The sequence below is a fragment of the Brucella pseudogrignonensis genome (assembly GCF_031454375.1).
Lineage (GTDB): Bacteria > Pseudomonadota > Alphaproteobacteria > Rhizobiales > Rhizobiaceae > Brucella > Brucella pseudogrignonensis_A.
Window position 1 is genome coordinate 179,452 of sequence record NZ_JAVDQT010000001.1, and the last position, 17,905, is coordinate 197,356.

Genomic DNA, 17,905 nt, shown 5'->3' on the forward strand with positions numbered 1-17,905 from the left:
CAGCAATGGTTTCATTAGATTACGGCTGAGTGTTTTTTAGTTTTGTTTTGAAAGTGTCTTGGCATGTCCAATCCTGATACATCGACTTCGCAGAATGCTTCTTCTGATCCCAAGCAGAATTTTGGCACGCAAGGCATTGCGCCAATGGAGCGTCCGGGTGCGGTAACGCGTTTCTTCATGGGCATTGTTGCATGGGCGGAGCGGCTTAATCTGAAATATGCCAAGCTCGGCAATCCGCCTGTTTATGACAATGCGACATTCCCATGGGCAGCAGAGGTCGAGAAGGCCTATCCGGCCATCCGGGCAGAGCTTGAAAAGGTGTTGTTGCGTCAGAGCGAACTGCCATCGTTTCAGGATATTTCGTCAGATGTGAAGACGATCTCGACCGACAACCACTGGAAGACTTTCTTCCTGTTGGGCTTTGGCGTGAAGTCGGAGCAGAATGTCAAAGCATGTCCGAACACATGGAATGCTGTGCAGAATATTCCGGGTTTGACGACTGCTATGTTCTCGATTTTCGAGCCGGGCAAGCATCTGCCGCCGCATCGCGGTCCATATAACGGCGTGCTACGTCTGCATATGGGTATGATCGTTCCGGAGCCCGCCGATAAGCTTGCTATCCGCGTCGATAAGCAGATTTGTCATTGGCAGGAAGGCAAGGTTCTGATTTTCGACGATGCCTATGAGCATGAAGCATGGAACCACACCGAGCATACGCGCGTGGTGCTGTTTGTGGACTTCGTGAAGCCGCTGAAGTTCCCGGCGCGTTTCGTCAACTGGGCGCTGATGAATTTGGCGATCTTCACCCCTTTCATCAAAGAAGGGCTGGATAACCACAATGAGTGGGAAAAGAAGTTTTATGCGCAGGCTGAAAAGCTTCGCAATCAGCCAAAAGCATAAATAAAAAAGGCCGGATAATCCGGCCTTTTTTATTGGAGTATTACGGCCACTTCACGACTGGCGGCATGGACGATAGAATCGAATTCACATTGCCACCTGTCTTCAGACCAAAGATCGTGCCACGATCATAAAGCAGGTTGAATTCGACATAACGTCCGCGACGGATAAGCTGTTCTTCGCGATCCTGCGGTGTCCAGTCCTTGTTGAAATTCTGGCGCACCAGATGCGGATAGACTACCGAGAAGCCACGGCCCACGTCACGGGTGAAGGCGAAGTCCTTATCCCAGCCGCCTTGCTCATCAGATGAATGCAGCCAGTCATAGAAGATGCCGCCAATGCCGCGTGCTTCATCGCGATGCGGCAGGAAGAAATATTCATCGCACCATTCTTTCAAACGCTGGTAATCGACAATGTCTTTATGCTTTTCGCAGATGAAGCGAAAAGCTTTGTGGAAGGCCAGCGTATCCGGGTCTTCCTGCGTGCGACGACGGTCAAGAACAGGGGTGAGGTCAGCGCCACCACCAAACCACTGGCGTGAGGTCACAACCATGCGCGTGTTCATATGCACGGCTGGCACATTCGGGTTCTGCGGATGCGCGATCAGCGAAATGCCGCTGGCCCAATAGCGCGGGTCTTCTTCGGCACCCGGTATCTGCTTGCGAAATTCCGGGGTGAATTCGCCATGCACCGTGGATACATGCACACCGACTTTTTCAAATACGCGCCCATGCATGATCGACATGACGCCACCGCCGCCGTTGCCTTCATCTTTCTGCCATGGGGTGCGGACGAAGCGGCCTGGTTCCTGATCGGAAAGCTGGCCCTGCAAGTCGTCTTCCAACTGCTCGAAGCTCGCGCAGATACGATCGCGCAGTTCTTCAAACCAGTTTTGAGCAGCTAGTTTTTTCTCTTCGATATCTTGCGGGATGATTGCCGGAATTTCGTCGCGCTGCATTTTTGTATCCTCTCACGCAATGTATCGTCATCGTTTTATAGAAAAGAGACTTAGCAAAGTCCTGTGCGCTGGCATAGCGCGAAGACAAGATGAGTGGCAGGGGCAATTTCCTCTCCCCAAGAAAAGACTCGTCATCAGCGTGTTGCTTGCCTATCTTAAGTCCTCACGGGGTCACAAAGTCCCTAACAGGGAGGCAATTGCATGAACGCATCACCGCCCAAACCGCCGCTTGAAGGCTTGCGCAAGCAGCTTGAAAAAGGCCGTGCGAATAAAAGCCGGCTCCCACGTGATGGCTTTGTCCGCGAGACATTTGCCCTGCCGCGACAGGCCGCACGCGACAAAGCACGCGAATGGTTCGAGAGTTTTCCGAAAGCGGCCTATTGGACGGAAATTGAGAGCTGGTGCGAACGGCCTGATGATATGATCGAATTCACCATGCGCCGCTTGCCAACGTCTGATTAGAAAACTGATTCAACCCGACAGACTAAGCTCTTGAATTGAGATTCAAATTAGCCATTTTGCTATAACGCGCATCTCTATCCGAAAACCGCTTCACACTTTTCGGGATGCGCTCCAAAAAAAAGCGCCTTCCGATACGATCAGAAGGCGCTTTGATTTTTGAGTCGTTATAGCATTACAGATTTACTTGGCGTCAGTCTGCGGTGCCTGTTCCCAAGACTTCCAATCATTGATGATGCTGTCAGCATAGGTCTTGCCAACGCGGTAGGCATTGGTTGTGGCCAGCGGGAAACCGCCTGACTTTGCAGCGAGCGACTCTGATGCAGTCTGGTCCTTGCCCTGACGATCAAAGTTGGAAGAGGTGCGCAGAAGCGCGACGCGATTGAAGTCGAGCTTGCCTGCGTCGGCTGCGCGCTTGAGAGCGGTCAGTGTGGCGTTGTCTTCCATCTGCGAGGTGCAGTATTCGCCCTTGCCGTCTGTCAGCAGCTTGGTCCACTGTTCGGTTGCCTCGCCAAGCTTGGTGCCGTGCCAGTAGGTGTCAGCCGATGCGGTGTCGCAGATCGTGACTTTTGGTGCACTCTTGGCAGCTTCCTGCGTGTAATGCTTGCGATACTCCTTCGCATCATCGCTGTCGAGAAGCTCAACGCCTTTGGTCGTTGCCAGTGCATAATCGGCAAGCTTGCCGTTGAGTTCAAAGACTTCTGTGCCAGCTGCCCATTTTGGTTTTTCACCCGGCTTTGATGCGCCAAGTCCGAAGAAGTCTGTTGGCCAGCCTTCAGGAGCTTCGCGAATATCAATGCGGTGGTTCAAGTTGGCATCGACGGCATATTTCGCCCAATGCGCAGAACCAAGCGTGCCGTGCTTTGGATCAACGCCTGCAATGCCAGCGATCAGGAAATAGGTATGCTTGAGGTCAAGTTTGTCGCTCAGTGCCATGGCAGCAACTGCACTTGCGGCATTGGCAAAGCCCATGGCAGTGGTCATGTGGCAGAGGCCCTCTGCCGTGCAATCGATATCAGGATATTCAGGGCTTAGACCTGGAAACTTGATCTTCTGCGTGAACTTTTCACCTTCCAGCCATGGCTTTGCTTCTTCACCAAACATGGTGATGACCATGACCTTTGGCGCAATGGTCTCGGAAGCCTGCGCGAATGCTGGTGCAGCGAGTGCGGTCGCAAGAAGCGATGCTGAAAGAATGGAAGTACGGAACGATGGTTTCATTGGAGATAGAACCTTTCTGGCCGGATATTGGAAATGTTTATTCTGTGCTGCCGGCAAGATTGCGGCGCATTCAAATCTGCTTCGGGAACTGATTCCGCTTCATCTCTTATGGGATTGAAAAAGAATCGCTTTCGAGATTTCGCTGGCGCATAGCTTCGCCTGCTGTGAGCGCAACAGAAACCGCAAGATTGAGGGAGCGTGCACCCGGTACCATTGGGATGATCAGCCGCGCATCGGCGAGGTCCTGAATGCTATCAGGAACTCCGGCAGACTCCCGCCCAAACAGCAGGATGTCATTCTCCTGAAACCGATAAGTCGTATAGGGAACAGCTGCCTTAGTGGAAAGCAGCACCAGTCGCTTGCCTGCCTGAAGACGCCAGTCATTGAACTGCTGCCAGTTGGCATGGCGTGTGAGGGCTGCCTGTTCGAGATAATCCATTCCGGCGCGTTTCAAAGAACGGTCGGAGACGTCGAAGCCAGCAGGCTCAATCAGGTCTACCGCGAAGCCGAGACATGCGGCCATGCGCAGAATGGTTCCGGTGTTGCCGGGAATGTCAGGCTGGTAAAGAGCGATGCGCAGATCCATACAAGCCGGGTAGCCCACAAATACGACGCCTGCAAGAGTAGAGCGTGGCCGAAACGCGTGCATCAACACATCTCTGCTGAGCAACGTGTTGCGAATTTGGCTTATTCACACATCACAAAAATATTCCCTTTTTGTTCCTGTCTTTGTCTTCCAAATTTTATAGCGTGCAAGTAAAAGAGGCACCATGTTTACATGGTTTGAAAAACGACTCGACGCTTATCCCGAAGAACCGCCGCGAGAGCCTCCGCGTGGGCTGGTGGCCTTCTGCATGTATTATACCCGTGGCTCATGGCCATGGATTATCGGCATGGCGATTTTTACGACGCTGATTGCGATTATCGAAGTGTCGCTGTTTGCCTTCATGGGCAATATTGTCGACTGGCTTTCGCATCAGTCGCGCGAGACATTTCTGAGCAATGAAGGCTGGCGGCTGTCGCTGATTGCAGGCGTGGTGCTGGTTATTCTGCCCGGCGTTGTGCTGATCCATTCGCTGCTTATTCATCAGACATTGCTTGGCAATTATCCGATGCGCGTGCGCTGGCTGATGCATCGCTATCTGATCCGTCAGTCAATGTCGTTTTTTCAGGACGAGTTCGCCGGGCGTATCTCGACTAAGCTAATGCAGACTGCTCTTGCCGTTCGTGAAACGGTGATGAAGCTGCTGGACGTGCTCAATTACGTGATCGTCTATTTCGCGGGTACGCTGTTTATCGCGGCCTCTGCGGATATTGTGCTAATGATCCCGTTTGCCGTCTGGCTAGTGGTCTATCTAATCTTGCTTCGTTATTTCATTCCGCGCTTACGGGTGATTTCGGAGCAGCAGGCCGATGCGCGGTCGTCCATGACCGGACGTATTGTTGATAGCTATACCAACATAGCGACCGTAAAGCTGTTCTCGCATTCAAGTCGCGAAGAATCGTATGTCAAAGAAAGCCTCGATGGCTTTTTGGGTACTGTGCATCGCCAGATGCGCATGATCACGATGTTCCACTTCACGCTTTATTTGTCGAATTGCATTCTGCTGTTCGCGGTGGGTTTGATTGGCATCAATCTTTGGATGAACGCCTCAATCTCTGTTGGTGCTGTGGCTGTTGGTATTGGCCTTGTGTTGCGTCTCAACGGCATGTCGCAGTGGATCATGTGGGAAATGTCGGCGCTGTTTGAGAACATTGGCACAGTCGAAGATGGCATCACAACGATTTCGCGCGCGCATGAAGTTGTAGATGTTCCGAATGCACCTGTTTTGAAGGTCAGCCAGGGTGCGCTCGATTTCGACAAGATCGGCTTTCATTACGGCAAGGGCAAAGGCGTTATCGAAGGCTTGTCACTTGATATTAAACCCGGGCAAAAAATTGGTCTTGTCGGGCGTTCAGGTGCGGGTAAATCTACGCTGGTCAATCTGCTGCTGCGTTTCTACGATCTGGAGAAAGGCCGCATTCTGATTGACGGGCAGGATATATCCAAAGTCAAACAGGATTCGTTGCGTGCAAGTATCGGTATGGTTACGCAGGATACTTCACTGCTGCATCGCTCAGTGCGTGAGAACATTATGTATGGACGCCCGGATGCGACGGACGAAATGGTCGAGCGGGCTATTCGTCTCGCGCAGGCTGATCAGTTCATTCCATTGCTGACCGATGCCAAAGGTCGACGCGGACTGGATGCGCATGTCGGTGAGCGTGGTGTCAAGCTTTCCGGTGGCCAGCGCCAGCGTATCGCGATTGCGCGTGTGATGCTCAAAGATGCGCCGATCCTTATTCTGGACGAGGCAACCTCTGCGCTCGACTCGGAAGTGGAAGCAGCCATTCAGGACAGCCTCAACACGCTGATGGAAGGCAAGACCGTTATCGCGATTGCGCATCGTCTTTCGACCATCGCAGCTCTTGATCGTCTTGTGGTGATGGATAAGGGCCAAATTGTTGAAGATGGCACGCATGAGGAACTTGTAGCGCTCGGTGGCATTTATGCTGGACTATGGGCGCGTCAGTCGGGCGGCTTCCTTGGCTTTGACGAGCAGGGCGAAGCTGAACTGACACAGTAAGGAATACGCAATTGATGAAAGCGGTTTACAGCCTGTTCGAGCTCTGGGTTAATCCCTTCCGCGAACCGGACAAGCTGAGACCGCCTTCAACAACGCTCGCGTTTCTGTGGCATTATGCGCGTCAGGCCAAATGGCCGCTTGCAGCCGCACTTGCTGTGGGCGGTCTTGCGCCTTTGGTTGAGGCGGGGTTGTTTTATTTCACCGGCAGGCTGGTCGATATTCTTGATCAGGCGGGCCGTTCGGGTGTCGAGCGCAGCTGGTCAGAACTGTTTCAAGCCGCTGGCCCGGAACTGCTGTTCATGGCGATTACGGTTCTCTTTATCCGCTTTTTGGTGACTGCGCTCACGACAATGCTCGAAGGCCAAACACTGTCTCCGGGCTTTTATAATATGATCCGTTGGCAGGCGAATTCTTATGTCCAGCGGCAGTCCTATGCCTTCTTCCAGAATGATTTTGCCGGACGTATTGCCACCAAGGTCTGGCAGGCAGGTCAGGCGGCAGGTGATCTGATTGAAAGCCTCATTCAGGTCGTCTGGTTCATGGCGATCTATAGCATCACGACTCTTGTTTTGGTCGGGCAGCTCGACTGGCGCCTGGCTGCGGCAGTCATTGTCTGGATTGTAGCCTTTGGCCTGATCGCAAAGCACTATCTGCCACGCATCCGCAAGAATGCAGAGGCGTCAGCTGAAGCAGGCTCGATGATTAACGGGCGCATCGTTGACAGCTATTCCAATATCCAGACGATCAAGCTTAACACCGTTGATGATGACGAGCGCTATATGCGTGATGGCTTTAAGCGCTATCTCGCGGCAGTCTTCCCATTCATGCGCTCATTGACAGGTGTGCGGCTTGCCATGACAGCCCTTTCGGGCGTGATGATTGTGGTCATTGCAGGCATCACCATTGATTTGTGGACGAAAGACGCGATTACCGTCGGGCAGGTGTCCTTCACGCTGGGTTTGATCCTGCGTCTCAATATGCTGCTTGGCCGCCTAATGATGCAGTTGAACGGCATGCTGCGGCAGCTTGGCCTGATCGAGAACTCGATGAAACTACTGTCTGCACCGCTTGGTCTGGAAGACAAGCGCGATGCAAAGTCATTGCTCATTACCGATGCGCGTATCGACATAAAAGATGTCACGTTCCATTATGGCAAAGCTGCTGGCGTTTTGGATAAGATCAATTTCTCCATTAAAGGCGGCGAGCGTATCGGGCTGGTTGGTCACTCTGGTGCCGGTAAGTCTACACTCGTTAATCTTATCCTACGGCTTTACGACGTTGAGAAGGGTGCTATCCTTGTTGATGGGCAGGATGTGCGCGATGTAACGCAAGCCTCGCTGCGACGCGCTTTTGCGGTCGTCAGTCAGGAGACTGCGCTTCTGCATCGTTCGCTGCGCGATAACATTATGCTGGCACGTGATGATGCGACCGACGATGATCTTACGGAGGCCGCACGGCAGGCAGAAGCGGATGAGTTCATTGCAAGGCTTGAAGACTTCAATGGACGCAAATCGTTTGATGCTTTTGTGGGTGAGCGTGGTGTTAAGCTTTCCGGCGGCCAGCGACAGCGTATTGCGATTGCGCGTGCAATTCTCAAAGATGCGCCGATCCTTATTCTGGATGAAGCCACATCAGCGCTCGACTCAGAGGTTGAAGCGTCCATTCAGGAGAACCTGCGTCAGCTGATGGATGGCAAGACGGTGATAGCTATCGCGCATCGGCTTTCAACCATCGCAGCGCTGGATCGTCTTATTGTTATGGATAAGGGGCGTATTGCTGAAGAAGGCACGCATGATGAGCTTATCGCGCAAGGCGGTATTTATGCGGGTCTGTGGGCGCGGCAATCCGGCGGTTTTCTGGGCGTAGATAACTAATTTAGAGCTATTTTCTGCATCATAAAAACCTCCGCGCATAGTGAGATTGGCGCGGAGGTTTTTGTTTGGCAACATTTTAAACTTTGCAAAAAGGCTCCCTGCGACATGGTGCCGTCCCTTGGGCTTGGCGTCTGGACAAGGCTTTTCAACCTGCCTACACCTTAATGTTGAGATGGAGGGAATTTCGTTCTGCAAGCACTTGTAGAACTGCAATTTGCGTGTGAGCGCAAAGTGCGGGACCGCTTTTGCGCAGGTGCACGACGGACGAGGGGAGTTATCAATTGAATATCCAGGTTAAAAAGGAATTGGCACGTGAGCGCACACGACACGGCTGAGCCGACACGACGTGATTTTTTGTATATTGCGACGGGAATGGCCGGTGTCGTTGCTGTCGGTGGACTGGCATGGCCGTTTATCGACCAGATGCGTCCCGACGCTTCGACACTCGCAGCAGCGTCTATTGAAGTCGATGTATCTTCGCTTGAAGAAGGCGCATCCATGACTGTCAAATGGCGCGGCAAGCCAATTTTCATTCGCAATCGTACTGCTAAGGAAATTGAAGACGCCAAGGTGACAGCCTTGACCGATCTCAAAGACATTGCAGCGCGCAATGCCAATCTTCCTTTGGATGCAGAAGCGACGGACGTCGCGCGTTCGGCAGGTGAAGGCAAGGAAAACTGGATCGTCATGGTTGGCGTTTGTACGCACCTTGGCTGTGTGCCGCTTGGTGAATCTGGTTCATTTGGTGGTTGGTTCTGCCCATGCCACGGTTCGACCTATGATACCGCCGGTCGTATCCGCAGCGGTCCAGCGCCGGAAAACATGTACATTCCAGAATATGCATTCACTTCCGATACGGTCATCAGGATCGGCTAAGACAGATCTTGGGGAGATAAAATATGAGTGGTCATCACTCCACATATACGCCCTCGACCGGCATCGAAAAATGGGTCGACGAGCGGCTGCCTTTGCCGCGTCTTGTCTATGATTCATTTGTTGCCTATCCGACGCCGCGTAACCTGAATTACATGTATACGTTCGGCGGCATTCTGAGCTTCATGCTCATTGCCCAGATTATTACCGGCATTGTGCTGGCCATGCATTATGCGGCTGAAACGACCATTGCGTTCAATTCGGTCGAAAAGATCATGCGCGATGTCAATTCCGGCTGGCTGCTGCGCTATATGCATGCGAACGGCGCTTCCTTCTTCTTCATCGCGGTTTATTTGCATATTGCCCGCGGTCTCTACTATGGTTCCTATAAAGCGCCACGCGAGCTTTTGTGGATTCTCGGCGTGGTTATCTTCCTCCTGATGATGGCTACTGCCTTCATGGGCTATGTGCTGCCATGGGGCCAGATGTCCTTCTGGGGTGCAACAGTTATCACGGGCTTCTTTACCGCCTTTCCGGTGATAGGCGAACCGATCCAGCAATTGCTGCTTGGTGGCTTCGCGGTTGATAATCCAACGCTGAACCGTTTCTTCTCGCTCCATTATTTGCTGCCGTTTATGATTGTGGGCGTGGTTATTCTGCACGTTTGGGCACTGCATGTGACAGGCCAGACCAATCCGACGGGTATTGAAGTTAAGTCAAAGACCGATACGCTGCCGTTCACGCCTTATGCGACGATCAAGGACGCTTTCGGTGCGCTCGTCTTCTTTATCTTCTTCGCCTATTTCGTCTTCTATATGCCGAACTTCCTCGGTCACCCGGATAACTACATTCAGGCTGACTCACTGAAGACACCGGCGCATATCGTTCCTGAATGGTACTTCCTGCCGTTCTACGCGATGCTGCGTGCGATCACCTTCAACATTGGCCCGATCGACTCCAAGCTTGGTGGTGTTCTGGTGATGTTTGGTTCGATTGCGATCCTGTTCGTCGTGCCATGGCTCGATACATCTAAGGTACGCTCGGCTGTTTATCGCCCTTGGTTCAAGCTGTTCTTCTGGCTGTTCGTGATCAACGCCATCTTCCTTGGCTGGTTGGGTTCGCGTCCTGCGGAAGGCGTTTACACGCTGATGGCGCAGTTTGGCACGCTTTACTACTTCGCATTCTTCATCGTCATCATGCCGATCCTTGGATTGGTTGAAAAGCCGAAGCGCTTGCCGAACTCGATTACCGAGGCAGTGCTTGAGAAGAGCGAAGGCAAGGCTGAGATTACCCCAGTGGAAATCAAAGGCTGAAGTGCGAGATGAAGGACGTAACAATGAAAAACATCCTCAAGAGTTTCGCTGCTTTCGGTATTGCTCCGCTGGTGGCACTCGGTGTGACGATGGGCGGTGCCTTTGCTGCCGGTGGCGGCGAAGGGGAACCTGAGCATTATCCTATCCATCATCCGAAGCAGGAAAGCTGGAGCTTCTCAGGCCCGTTCGGCACTTATGATAAGGGACAGCTTCAGCGCGGTCTCAAGGTCTATAAGGAAGTATGTGCAGCGTGCCACTCGATGAACCTCGTGGCTTTCCGCAATCTGGAAGCGCTTGGTTATTCGCCCGAGCAGGTGAAGGCTTTTGCTGCGGAATATGAAGTCACAGACGGTCCCAATGCAGATGGTGAAATGTTCACCCGCAAGGCTATTGCGACAGATCATTTTCCGTCGCCATTTCCGAATGTGAATGCTGCTGCTGCCGCCAATAATGGTGCTGCGCCGCCAGACTTCTCACTGATTGCCAAGGCGCGTGCTGTTGAACGTGGCTTCCCGACCTTTATCTTCGACATATTCACGCAATATGCCGAAGCTGGACCGGATTACATCCACGCGCTTCTCACCGGCTATGATGAGCAGCCGCCAGCAGGTATGCAGGTTGCTGAAGGCACGCATTATAACCCTTACTTCATCGCGGGTAAGTCGCTTGCCATGGCCAAGCCGCTGAGCGACGATCAGGTGACTTATGATGATGGTTCGCCACAGACAGTGGATCAGTATGCGCATGACGTTTCGGCATTCCTGATGTGGGCTGCTGAGCCGCATCTGGAACAGCGTAAGAAGACCGGCTTTAAGGTCATCATCTTCCTGGTGCTGTTTGCGGGCCTTGTTTACATTGCCAAGCGGTCGATCTGGTCGAATGTGAAGCATTGATTGTCTCATCAGACTGTTGAAAAGGGCGCCGCGAGGCGCCCTTTTTGTTGGATGAGTATCACAAATTGCTCAAAAGCATGGGAAGTCGCTTGGCGCGCTGTGCATATCGTGGTTGAAGGGTGATCAATATAATTGATCGGGCCGAAGCCATAAGCTTCTCCTCTGAAAGGACTGAAAATGGAATCGACGCTCAAAGCCACTTTGAAAGACGCGATCAGAACAATTCCTGATTATCCGAAGCCGGGCGTCCAGTTCCGTGATGTCACAACGTTGATGGGTGACGCGCAGGCTTTCCGTCGTGCTGTCGATGAGCTGGTCTATCCTTTTGCTGGTAACAAGGTCGATAAGGTTGCCGGTATTGAAGCGCGTGGCTTTATTCTCGGCGGCGCAATTGCGCACCAGCTTTCGGCTGGCTTTGTACCGATCCGCAAAAAGGGCAAACTGCCGCGCGATACCGTGCGGATTGCCTATAGTCTTGAGTATGGCATCGATGAAATGGAAATGCATCGCGACGCCATCGAAAAGGGCGAGAGGATTATTCTGGTCGATGATCTGATTGCAACTGGCGGTACGGCAGAAGCTGCAGCCAAGCTGCTTCTACAGATGGGTGCCAATATTGTCGCGGCCTGCTTCATCATTGATCTGCCAGACCTTGGCGGTCGCAAAAAGCTCGAAGCTCTCGGCGTTCCGGTTCGCACACTTGTCGAATTTGAAGGTGATTGATTCACCCCACCCTCAGAAGAAAAGGCCCGGAGTTTTCCGGGCCTTTTTCGTTAAGCGGGCAGCTTCACCATTGCGGCATTATCGAAGGATAGGACCTTGTCGCCATTCTGGTTGTAGGCGGTGCTGCTCATGTTGAGCATCGACCAGCCGGGGCGCGAGCCAAGCGGGCGTACAGAATGGACCGTTCGCTTATAGGTGATCGTGTCGCCTGCATAGACCGGACGTAGCCATTTGAGGTTTTCAAAGCCGGGTGAAGGGCCGAATGTCGGCGGGATTTCGCCGCGCTTCATCGCATCTTTTGTTGCCTCAACAATGGATGCCACGTTCAGCTTCATGAAGACTGCTGTGGTATGCCAGCCTGACGCACAAAGGCCGCCCAGCACGCTTTTCTTGGCTGCTTCCGCATCCAGATGAAACGGCTGCGGGTCGAACTTTGAAGCGAAGTGGATGATTTCTTCTGCGGTGAATTTATAGCTGCCGATGGTCAGCTCTTCACCAAGATGCTCTTCGATAAAGCTCATGCCGCATCTCCTTCGATCTCAGGATTGCGAAGGCCGACCATGGCAGTGTGTTGCAACTCGCAAACGACCTCGCCACGCTGATTGACGATCTCGTTATGGACGGTCAGGAAGCCGACATGCGGCATGGATTTAGAGCGGCGGCGATCAAGCACGGTCGAGAAGCCGCTCAGTGTGTCGCCTGCAAGCACTGGTCGCTTCCAGCGGTTGAACTCTATGCCGGGACTGCCTTGCGAGGTCGAATCTTTAAGATAGGCATCCCAGACCATGCGCATGAAAAGCGACACGGTATGCCAGCCCGAAGCAGCGAGGCCTCCAAGGACGCTTGCCTTGCCTGCGTCTTCATCAAGGTGAAAAGGCTGTGGATCGAATTCACGAGCGAATTCGATAATCTCTTCTTTGGTGATAGTGCGCGGTCCGAAGGGTAGCTTCAATCCTTGCGTGAAATCTTCATAGGCATATTTGGGCGTCTTATCAGTCAATCCGGTCTCCTCCCACCAGAGCGGCTTTGCCGCTCTGTTTTTTGCCTGCGCATGTCTATAACCCCAAAACCGGTTCCCACTTTTGGGAGACATGCGTAGAAAAAAGGCCGCTATTTTGTAGCGGCCTTCGTTTTATCAGGTATTGAAGCGGAACAGCATCACATCGCCGTCATGGACGATGTATTCCTTGCCTTCGTCCCGCGCTTTGCCTGCTTCCTTGGCGCCGACTTCACCATTGAACTTGATGTAGTCTTCATAGGCGATGGTCTGTGCACGAATGAAGCCGCGCTCAAAATCCGTATGGATGACACCAGCAGCGCCCGGAGCTTTGGTGCCGCGACGGATAGTCCATGCGCGGGTTTCCTTTGGCCCTGCCGTGAAGTAGGTGATCAGGTCAAGAAGCTTGTAGCCTGCACGAATAAGGCGATCGAGGCCCGGCTCCTCTAAGCCCATGGCGTCGAGATATTCCTTGGCTTCTTCGTCTGCAAGCTGCGCCACTTCTGCTTCAATCGCTGCCGAAATGATAACGCTCTGTGCGCCCTGTTCAGCAGCCATTTTGGCGACGGCTTCACTGTGTTCATTGCCGTTTGCAGCGTCGCCTTCGGCAACATTGCAGACATAAAGCACTGGCTTGGACGTCAGCAGGTTCAGGCCCTTGAGGATTAGTAGATCATCTGGTGCAATGTCTTTAAGCATCAGACGAACCGGCTTGCCGTTCTGCAGCAGCTCAAGTGCCTGTTCCATCACTGGCAGAACGGTGGTTGCTTCCTTGTCCTTGGACGAAGCGCGCTTGCGGATCTGAACGATGCGGCGCTCAATGCTTTCAAGGTCCGATAGCATCAGTTCCGTTTCAACGGTTTCTGCGTCCGACACAGGATCGATACGGCCTTCGACATGGGTGATGTCGTCATCTTCAAAGCAGCGCAGAACATGCACGATAGCATCGACTTCACGGATATTGGCGAGGAACTGGTTGCCCAGACCTTCACCCTTGGATGCGCCGCGCACGAGACCTGCAATATCAACGAAGTTGATGCGGGTTGGGATAATTTCTTTTGAGCCTGCGATCTTGGCAATGCCATTCTGGCGCGGATCCGGAACAGCCACTTCACCGGTATTCGGTTCAATGGTGCAGAATGGATAGTTTGCAGCCTGTGCTGCCGCAGTCTTGGTCAGCGCGTTAAAAAGCGTGGACTTGCCGACATTAGGCAGGCCGACGATGCCGCATTTGAAACCCATGATATTCGTCCCTTATCGCTTGACGCGGTAAATTGAGCGCACGGCGCCATTATGAAGCGCCTTGGCGGATTGCAGGTCCAGCCAGTGGCGTGATGATTTTTTGAAAGCCGGTTTGCCGCTTCCCAGTATGACCGGAATAGTTCCTATATCGATGATGTCAAGCAGTCCGGCATCGAGAAATTGCCGCGCCAGATCGCCGCCGCCCATGAGCCATATGCGGCCATCCGCTCCCATGGCTTTTAACACCGCAAGCAGTTCATCCGGTGTGCCAGCCATTGTCGTGGTATTTGCTGGGAGGCTGTCGAATTTCTGATGCGTTGCAACCACGACTGGCAGTGAGCCATATGGCCATTCCGGCACCGAGCGGACAACGTCAAATGTCTCGCGCCCCATGATTATCCCAGTGATGCCGCCCATAAACTCTTCAAAGCCGAAACCGTCATCCGGAGGAAACTGTTCAAGCCAGTCAAAACTGCCATCATCATTGGCAATGAAGCCATCAAGACTCATGGCGAACATGTAAACGACTTCGCTCATGGTCTAGTCCTTCTTGCCAAGCAGCTTTTTCAGCATTTCAGCCATTGGACCACTTGCCGGAATATTTGGCTTGGCAGCGTTCTGACGCGCCTGCCGAATATGGCTCTGTGCCTTTGGCGGCGCTTTTGCTGCCTGTGCAGGATCAGCCTTGAATCCACTGGGACGCTGATTGCCGTCGCCCATGGCAACTGCCACACGATTCATGAAGCTGTTGTCTTCTTTTTTAGCGAGTAAGCTGATGTTGTCGGAAATGGCGCCGAACAACTTATCCAGCCATTCACTATCGACCTTAGCTAAGTCGCCAAGGACGTAATTGTGCACCAGTTCCTTCGCGCCGGGATGCCCGATGCCAAGACGCATGCGGCGATAGTCTTTGCCACCGTCGAACGTCTGCACATGGGCGTCGATGGATTTGATACCGTTATGGCCGCCAGAACCGCCGCCTGTCTTGATGCGCAGCTTTGCAGGCGCAAGATCAAGCTCGTCGTAAATCACTACGAGATCAGCAGAGGTCAGCTTGTAGAAGCGCATCGCTTCGCCAATCGACTGGCCGGAGAGGTTCATGAAGGTCATTGGCTTGATGAGAAGCACTTTTTCGCCGTCAATCACGCCATCGGCGATTTCGGCTTTGAACTTCTTCTGCCAGTTGGAAAATCTATGGCGGCGGAATATTTCATCCACCGCCATAAAACCGATATTGTGTCGGTTACGCGCATATTGAGGGCCGGGATTGCCAAGTCCTGCGATGAGCAGCATGGTTTTCTGACCCTCTTATGCGGAAAGCGATTATTCGCCGTCCGTTGCTTCGCCTTCTGCATTTTCTTCCGACTTGAGGCCGGCAGGTGCAGCAATGGTAGCAATCGTGAAGTCGCGGTCCTGAATGGCAGCAGTTGCACCCTTCGGCAGCTTGATAGCCGAAATGTGAACCGAGTCGCCGATTTCGAGACCGGTCAGGTCGAATTCCAGAGCTTCTGGAATTGCGTTTGCTGGAACGATCAGTTCAACGTCGTGACGAACGATGTTCAGAACGCCGCCGCGCTTGATGCCCGGTGCTGCTTCTTCGTTCTTGAAGTGAACAGGAACGTTGACATGGACAACCGACTTCGCGGAAACGCGGAGGAAGTCAACATGCTGTGGGAAGTCACGAACTGGATCCAGCTGGTAGTCCTTAGGGAGAACCTGAATCTTCTTGCCGTCTACTTCGATCGTAGCAACAGTGGTTTTGAAGCCGCCGCCGTGAATCTTGTAGAAGATTTCCTTATAGGAAACAGCAATCGAGATTGGCTCCTGCTTGTCGCCATAGATGACTGCAGGAATTAGGCCGTTGCGGCGAAGTTCGCGGGAGGACCCCTTACCAACCCGGCTGCGCAGATCGGCCTTGAGCACGTAAGTATCGCTCATGGCATTACCTTTCAAAGTTACTGGAGTGTCGTTTTTGATTTGATTCAGCAAACGACATGAAACAGCCCGTAACGCCTTCCACAAGGTGAAAGACCGGACCGATCCATTCCGCGTTGCCTCCAAGGGTGTCTACGCGGATGGCGGTGCTATAGAACAAAGGGGCTTTTCATGCAACCCGTTCCACAGCTTCTGTGGGCTTTTGTCTTAACGGGTGGCATTGGTCGCGTCAAAAATGTTAAGCGGATGCCCGACTGATCGTAGGTTATCTGCCGAGTCGTCGCAAGATTCACAAAATAAAGGAAACGAGATGCAGGTCGGTATCGACATGGGTTCTGTTGCTGGAAGCGGTTCTGCCTCGGCAGCGGCGCTTGGTGGTGGCAAGCAGGCCATGCTTGATCTTGAAGAGCTTCTCGCAACCCGTCTTCTGGTGCAGGGCAATTCAGGGTCCGGCAAGTCGCATCTTTTGCGCCGCCTGCTCGAGCAGAGCGCGCAATGGGTGCAGCAATGCATCATCGATCCGGAAGGCGATTTCGTAACGCTTGCTGATCTTCATGGCCATGTGGTTGTCGATGCTGCCCGCTCGGAAGCCGAACTCACCCGTATTGCAAGCCGTATTCGTCAACATCGTGTATCGGTTGTGCTGAACCTTGAAGGTCTGGATGTCGAGCAGCAGATGCGTGCCGCCGCAGCTTTCCTTGGTGGTCTGTTCGATGCCGAGCGCGATTACTGGTATCCGATGCTGGTTGTGGTCGATGAAGCGCAGCTTTTTGCGCCTGCCGCTGCCGGTGAAGTGTCTGACGAAGCGCGCAAGCTCTCGCTCGGTGCTATGACAAACCTCATGTGTCGTGGTCGTAAGCGTGGCCTTGCCGGTGTGATTGCCACACAGCGCCTTGCAAAGCTTGCCAAGAATGTGGCTGCGGAAGCGTCGAACTTCCTGATGGGCCGTACCTTCCTTGACATTGATATGGCGCGTGCGTCTGATCTTCTTGGTATGGAACGCAAGCAGGCTGAGCAGTTCCGCGATTTGCAACGCGGTCATTTCATTGCGCTCGGACCTGCTTTGTCGCGCCGTCCGTTGCCAATCAAGATCGGCAAGGTCGAAACCTCTGCGCGTTCGTCGTCGCCAAAGCTGATGCCTTTGCCAGATGCACCGGAAGATGCGCGCGATCTGATTTTTACGCCTGCGCCGGAAGAAATCCGTACGGTTGTACGTCGCACACCGCCGCCGCCTCCGCCGCCATCGACGGCAGAAATTCTGGCACAGGTGGCAAAGCCCAAGCCGGAAGCGGAGCCGGTTGAAGCGCCACTTTTTCCCGGAATCGTGGAAGCCGAGCGTGACAGCCTGCTTGAGAAGGTGATGCGCGAGATCGTTGATGATCCCGAAGCGTCCTTCCGTTCGGTTGCGGTGCTTTATCAGGATTTTCTTGTGCGCTGCCGCATTCACCGCGTTCCGGGTGAACCGCTTGCTTTACCAGCCTTCCGTCGTCGTCTTGCCGTTGCACAAGCGAGCATTGAGAGCGATGTAGCGACTGGCGAGACATGGCAGAAGGCGCTGGCTCTTTCCGAAAGCCTCACAGATGACGTGCAAGGCGTGTTTCTGATTGTCGCACAGGCAGCGGTGACAGGCGCGATTTGCCCGTCGGATGCGGCGCTTGCGCGTGCCTATGGTACGCATTCTTTGAGCCGTGCGCGTCGCTTGCTGACCTATTTCGAAGAGCGTGGTCTGTTGGTTGTACGCAATGATTTCAAAGGTTTGCGTATCGTCAACTTTCCTGATCTCCAATGCGAGACGGCTCCTGGCGATCCAAATGCTCCCGATGATCAGGCGGAGGAGGCAACCGCTGCTGAATAAAGCGGTTCTGTGCAAACTGTCATGAGCCTGTAATGATC

General features: G+C 53.3%; 18 protein-coding genes. 9 read left to right on the top strand and 9 right to left on the bottom strand.

Annotated features, from left to right (window positions below):
- Window positions 1-63 precede the first annotated feature (63 nt).
- Window positions 64-900, top strand: a complete 837-nt coding sequence (olsC, locus tag J2782_RS00850) for an ornithine lipid ester-linked acyl 2-hydroxylase OlsC (protein ID WP_310009729.1) — start codon at window positions 64-66, stop codon at window positions 898-900.
- Between the two features lie 40 nt (window positions 901-940).
- Here the strand turns inward: olsC and hemF are convergent, their stop codons facing one another.
- On the bottom strand, window positions 941-1,855 hold the full coding sequence (gene hemF / locus J2782_RS00855; protein ID WP_310009730.1) for an oxygen-dependent coproporphyrinogen oxidase: 915 nt from the start codon (window positions 1,853-1,855) through the stop codon (window positions 941-943).
- Window positions 1,856-2,056: 201 nt separating this feature from the next.
- Between hemF and J2782_RS00860 the strand changes: the two genes are divergently transcribed.
- The gene (locus tag J2782_RS00860) at window positions 2,057-2,317 is read left to right on the top strand and encodes a hypothetical protein (protein WP_310009731.1); all 261 of its coding nucleotides are present in this window, start codon (window positions 2,057-2,059) and stop codon (window positions 2,315-2,317) included.
- Window positions 2,318-2,497: 180 nt separating this feature from the next.
- Here the strand turns inward: J2782_RS00860 and J2782_RS00865 are convergent, their stop codons facing one another.
- A complete protein-coding gene (locus J2782_RS00865; protein ID WP_310009732.1) occupies window positions 2,498-3,535 on the bottom strand; it encodes a purine-nucleoside phosphorylase in 1,038 nt (345 codons plus the stop codon).
- A 106-nt stretch (window positions 3,536-3,641) separates the two neighbouring features.
- Window positions 3,642-4,121, bottom strand: coding sequence for a tRNA (cytidine(34)-2'-O)-methyltransferase (locus J2782_RS00870; RefSeq protein WP_310011024.1), 480 nt, complete (start codon window positions 4,119-4,121; stop codon window positions 3,642-3,644).
- A 184-nt stretch (window positions 4,122-4,305) separates the two neighbouring features.
- Between J2782_RS00870 and J2782_RS00875 the strand changes: the two genes are divergently transcribed.
- The 6 genes from J2782_RS00875 to J2782_RS00900 all read left to right on the top strand — a co-directional run bounded on the left by J2782_RS00875 (window position 4,306) and on the right by J2782_RS00900 (window position 11,838).
- On the top strand, window positions 4,306-6,162 hold the full coding sequence (locus J2782_RS00875; RefSeq protein WP_310009734.1) for an ABC transporter ATP-binding protein: 1,857 nt from the start codon (window positions 4,306-4,308) through the stop codon (window positions 6,160-6,162).
- A 14-nt stretch (window positions 6,163-6,176) separates the two neighbouring features.
- Window positions 6,177-8,036 (top strand): ABC transporter ATP-binding protein, encoded by a 1,860-nt coding sequence (locus J2782_RS00880; protein ID WP_310009735.1) that lies wholly within the window; start codon window positions 6,177-6,179, stop codon window positions 8,034-8,036.
- A 312-nt stretch (window positions 8,037-8,348) separates the two neighbouring features.
- Complete coding sequence (gene petA, locus J2782_RS00885; RefSeq protein ID WP_250038762.1) at window positions 8,349-8,912, top strand: ubiquinol-cytochrome c reductase iron-sulfur subunit; 564 nt, start codon at window positions 8,349-8,351, stop codon at window positions 8,910-8,912.
- Window positions 8,913-8,935: 23 nt separating this feature from the next.
- Entirely contained in the window at window positions 8,936-10,222 is a 1,287-nt protein-coding gene (locus tag J2782_RS00890; RefSeq protein WP_310009736.1) for a cytochrome b, read from the top strand.
- Between the two features lie 23 nt (window positions 10,223-10,245).
- Window positions 10,246-11,115 (top strand): cytochrome c1, encoded by an 870-nt coding sequence (locus J2782_RS00895; protein ID WP_310009737.1) that lies wholly within the window; start codon window positions 10,246-10,248, stop codon window positions 11,113-11,115.
- Between the two features lie 177 nt (window positions 11,116-11,292).
- The gene (locus tag J2782_RS00900; protein WP_250038765.1) at window positions 11,293-11,838 is read left to right on the top strand and encodes an adenine phosphoribosyltransferase; all 546 of its coding nucleotides are present in this window, start codon (window positions 11,293-11,295) and stop codon (window positions 11,836-11,838) included.
- A 50-nt stretch (window positions 11,839-11,888) separates the two neighbouring features.
- Here J2782_RS00900 and J2782_RS00905 read toward each other — a convergent pair whose 3' ends face one another.
- The 6 genes from J2782_RS00905 to J2782_RS00930 all read right to left on the bottom strand — a co-directional run bounded on the left by J2782_RS00905 (window position 11,889) and on the right by J2782_RS00930 (window position 16,015).
- Window positions 11,889-12,359, bottom strand: coding sequence for a MaoC family dehydratase (locus J2782_RS00905; protein WP_310009738.1), 471 nt, complete (start codon window positions 12,357-12,359; stop codon window positions 11,889-11,891).
- Window positions 12,356-12,838 carry a MaoC family dehydratase gene (locus J2782_RS00910; protein WP_310009739.1) on the bottom strand — a complete coding sequence of 161 codons (483 nt, stop codon included), beginning with the start codon at window positions 12,836-12,838 and terminating at the stop codon, window positions 12,356-12,358. The genes J2782_RS00905 and J2782_RS00910 overlap by 4 nt, the downstream gene beginning before the upstream one ends.
- A gap of 135 nt (window positions 12,839-12,973) precedes the next feature.
- Entirely contained in the window at window positions 12,974-14,077 is a 1,104-nt protein-coding gene (gene ychF, locus J2782_RS00915; RefSeq protein WP_310009740.1) for a redox-regulated ATPase YchF, read from the bottom strand.
- Between the two features lie 12 nt (window positions 14,078-14,089).
- Window positions 14,090-14,614, bottom strand: coding sequence for a dihydrofolate reductase family protein (locus J2782_RS00920; RefSeq protein ID WP_310009741.1), 525 nt, complete (start codon window positions 14,612-14,614; stop codon window positions 14,090-14,092).
- Between the two features lie 3 nt (window positions 14,615-14,617).
- Window positions 14,618-15,370, bottom strand: coding sequence for an aminoacyl-tRNA hydrolase (gene pth / locus J2782_RS00925; protein WP_310009743.1), 753 nt, complete (start codon window positions 15,368-15,370; stop codon window positions 14,618-14,620).
- Between the two features lie 30 nt (window positions 15,371-15,400).
- A complete protein-coding gene (locus tag J2782_RS00930; protein ID WP_310009744.1) occupies window positions 15,401-16,015 on the bottom strand; it encodes a 50S ribosomal protein L25/general stress protein Ctc in 615 nt (204 codons plus the stop codon).
- Window positions 16,016-16,322: 307 nt separating this feature from the next.
- On the opposite strand from J2782_RS00930, the gene J2782_RS00935 reads away from it, so the two are divergent.
- Window positions 16,323-17,867, top strand: a complete 1,545-nt coding sequence (locus tag J2782_RS00935; protein ID WP_310009745.1) for a helicase HerA domain-containing protein — start codon at window positions 16,323-16,325, stop codon at window positions 17,865-17,867.
- The last annotated feature ends 38 nt before the right edge of the window (window positions 17,868-17,905 follow it).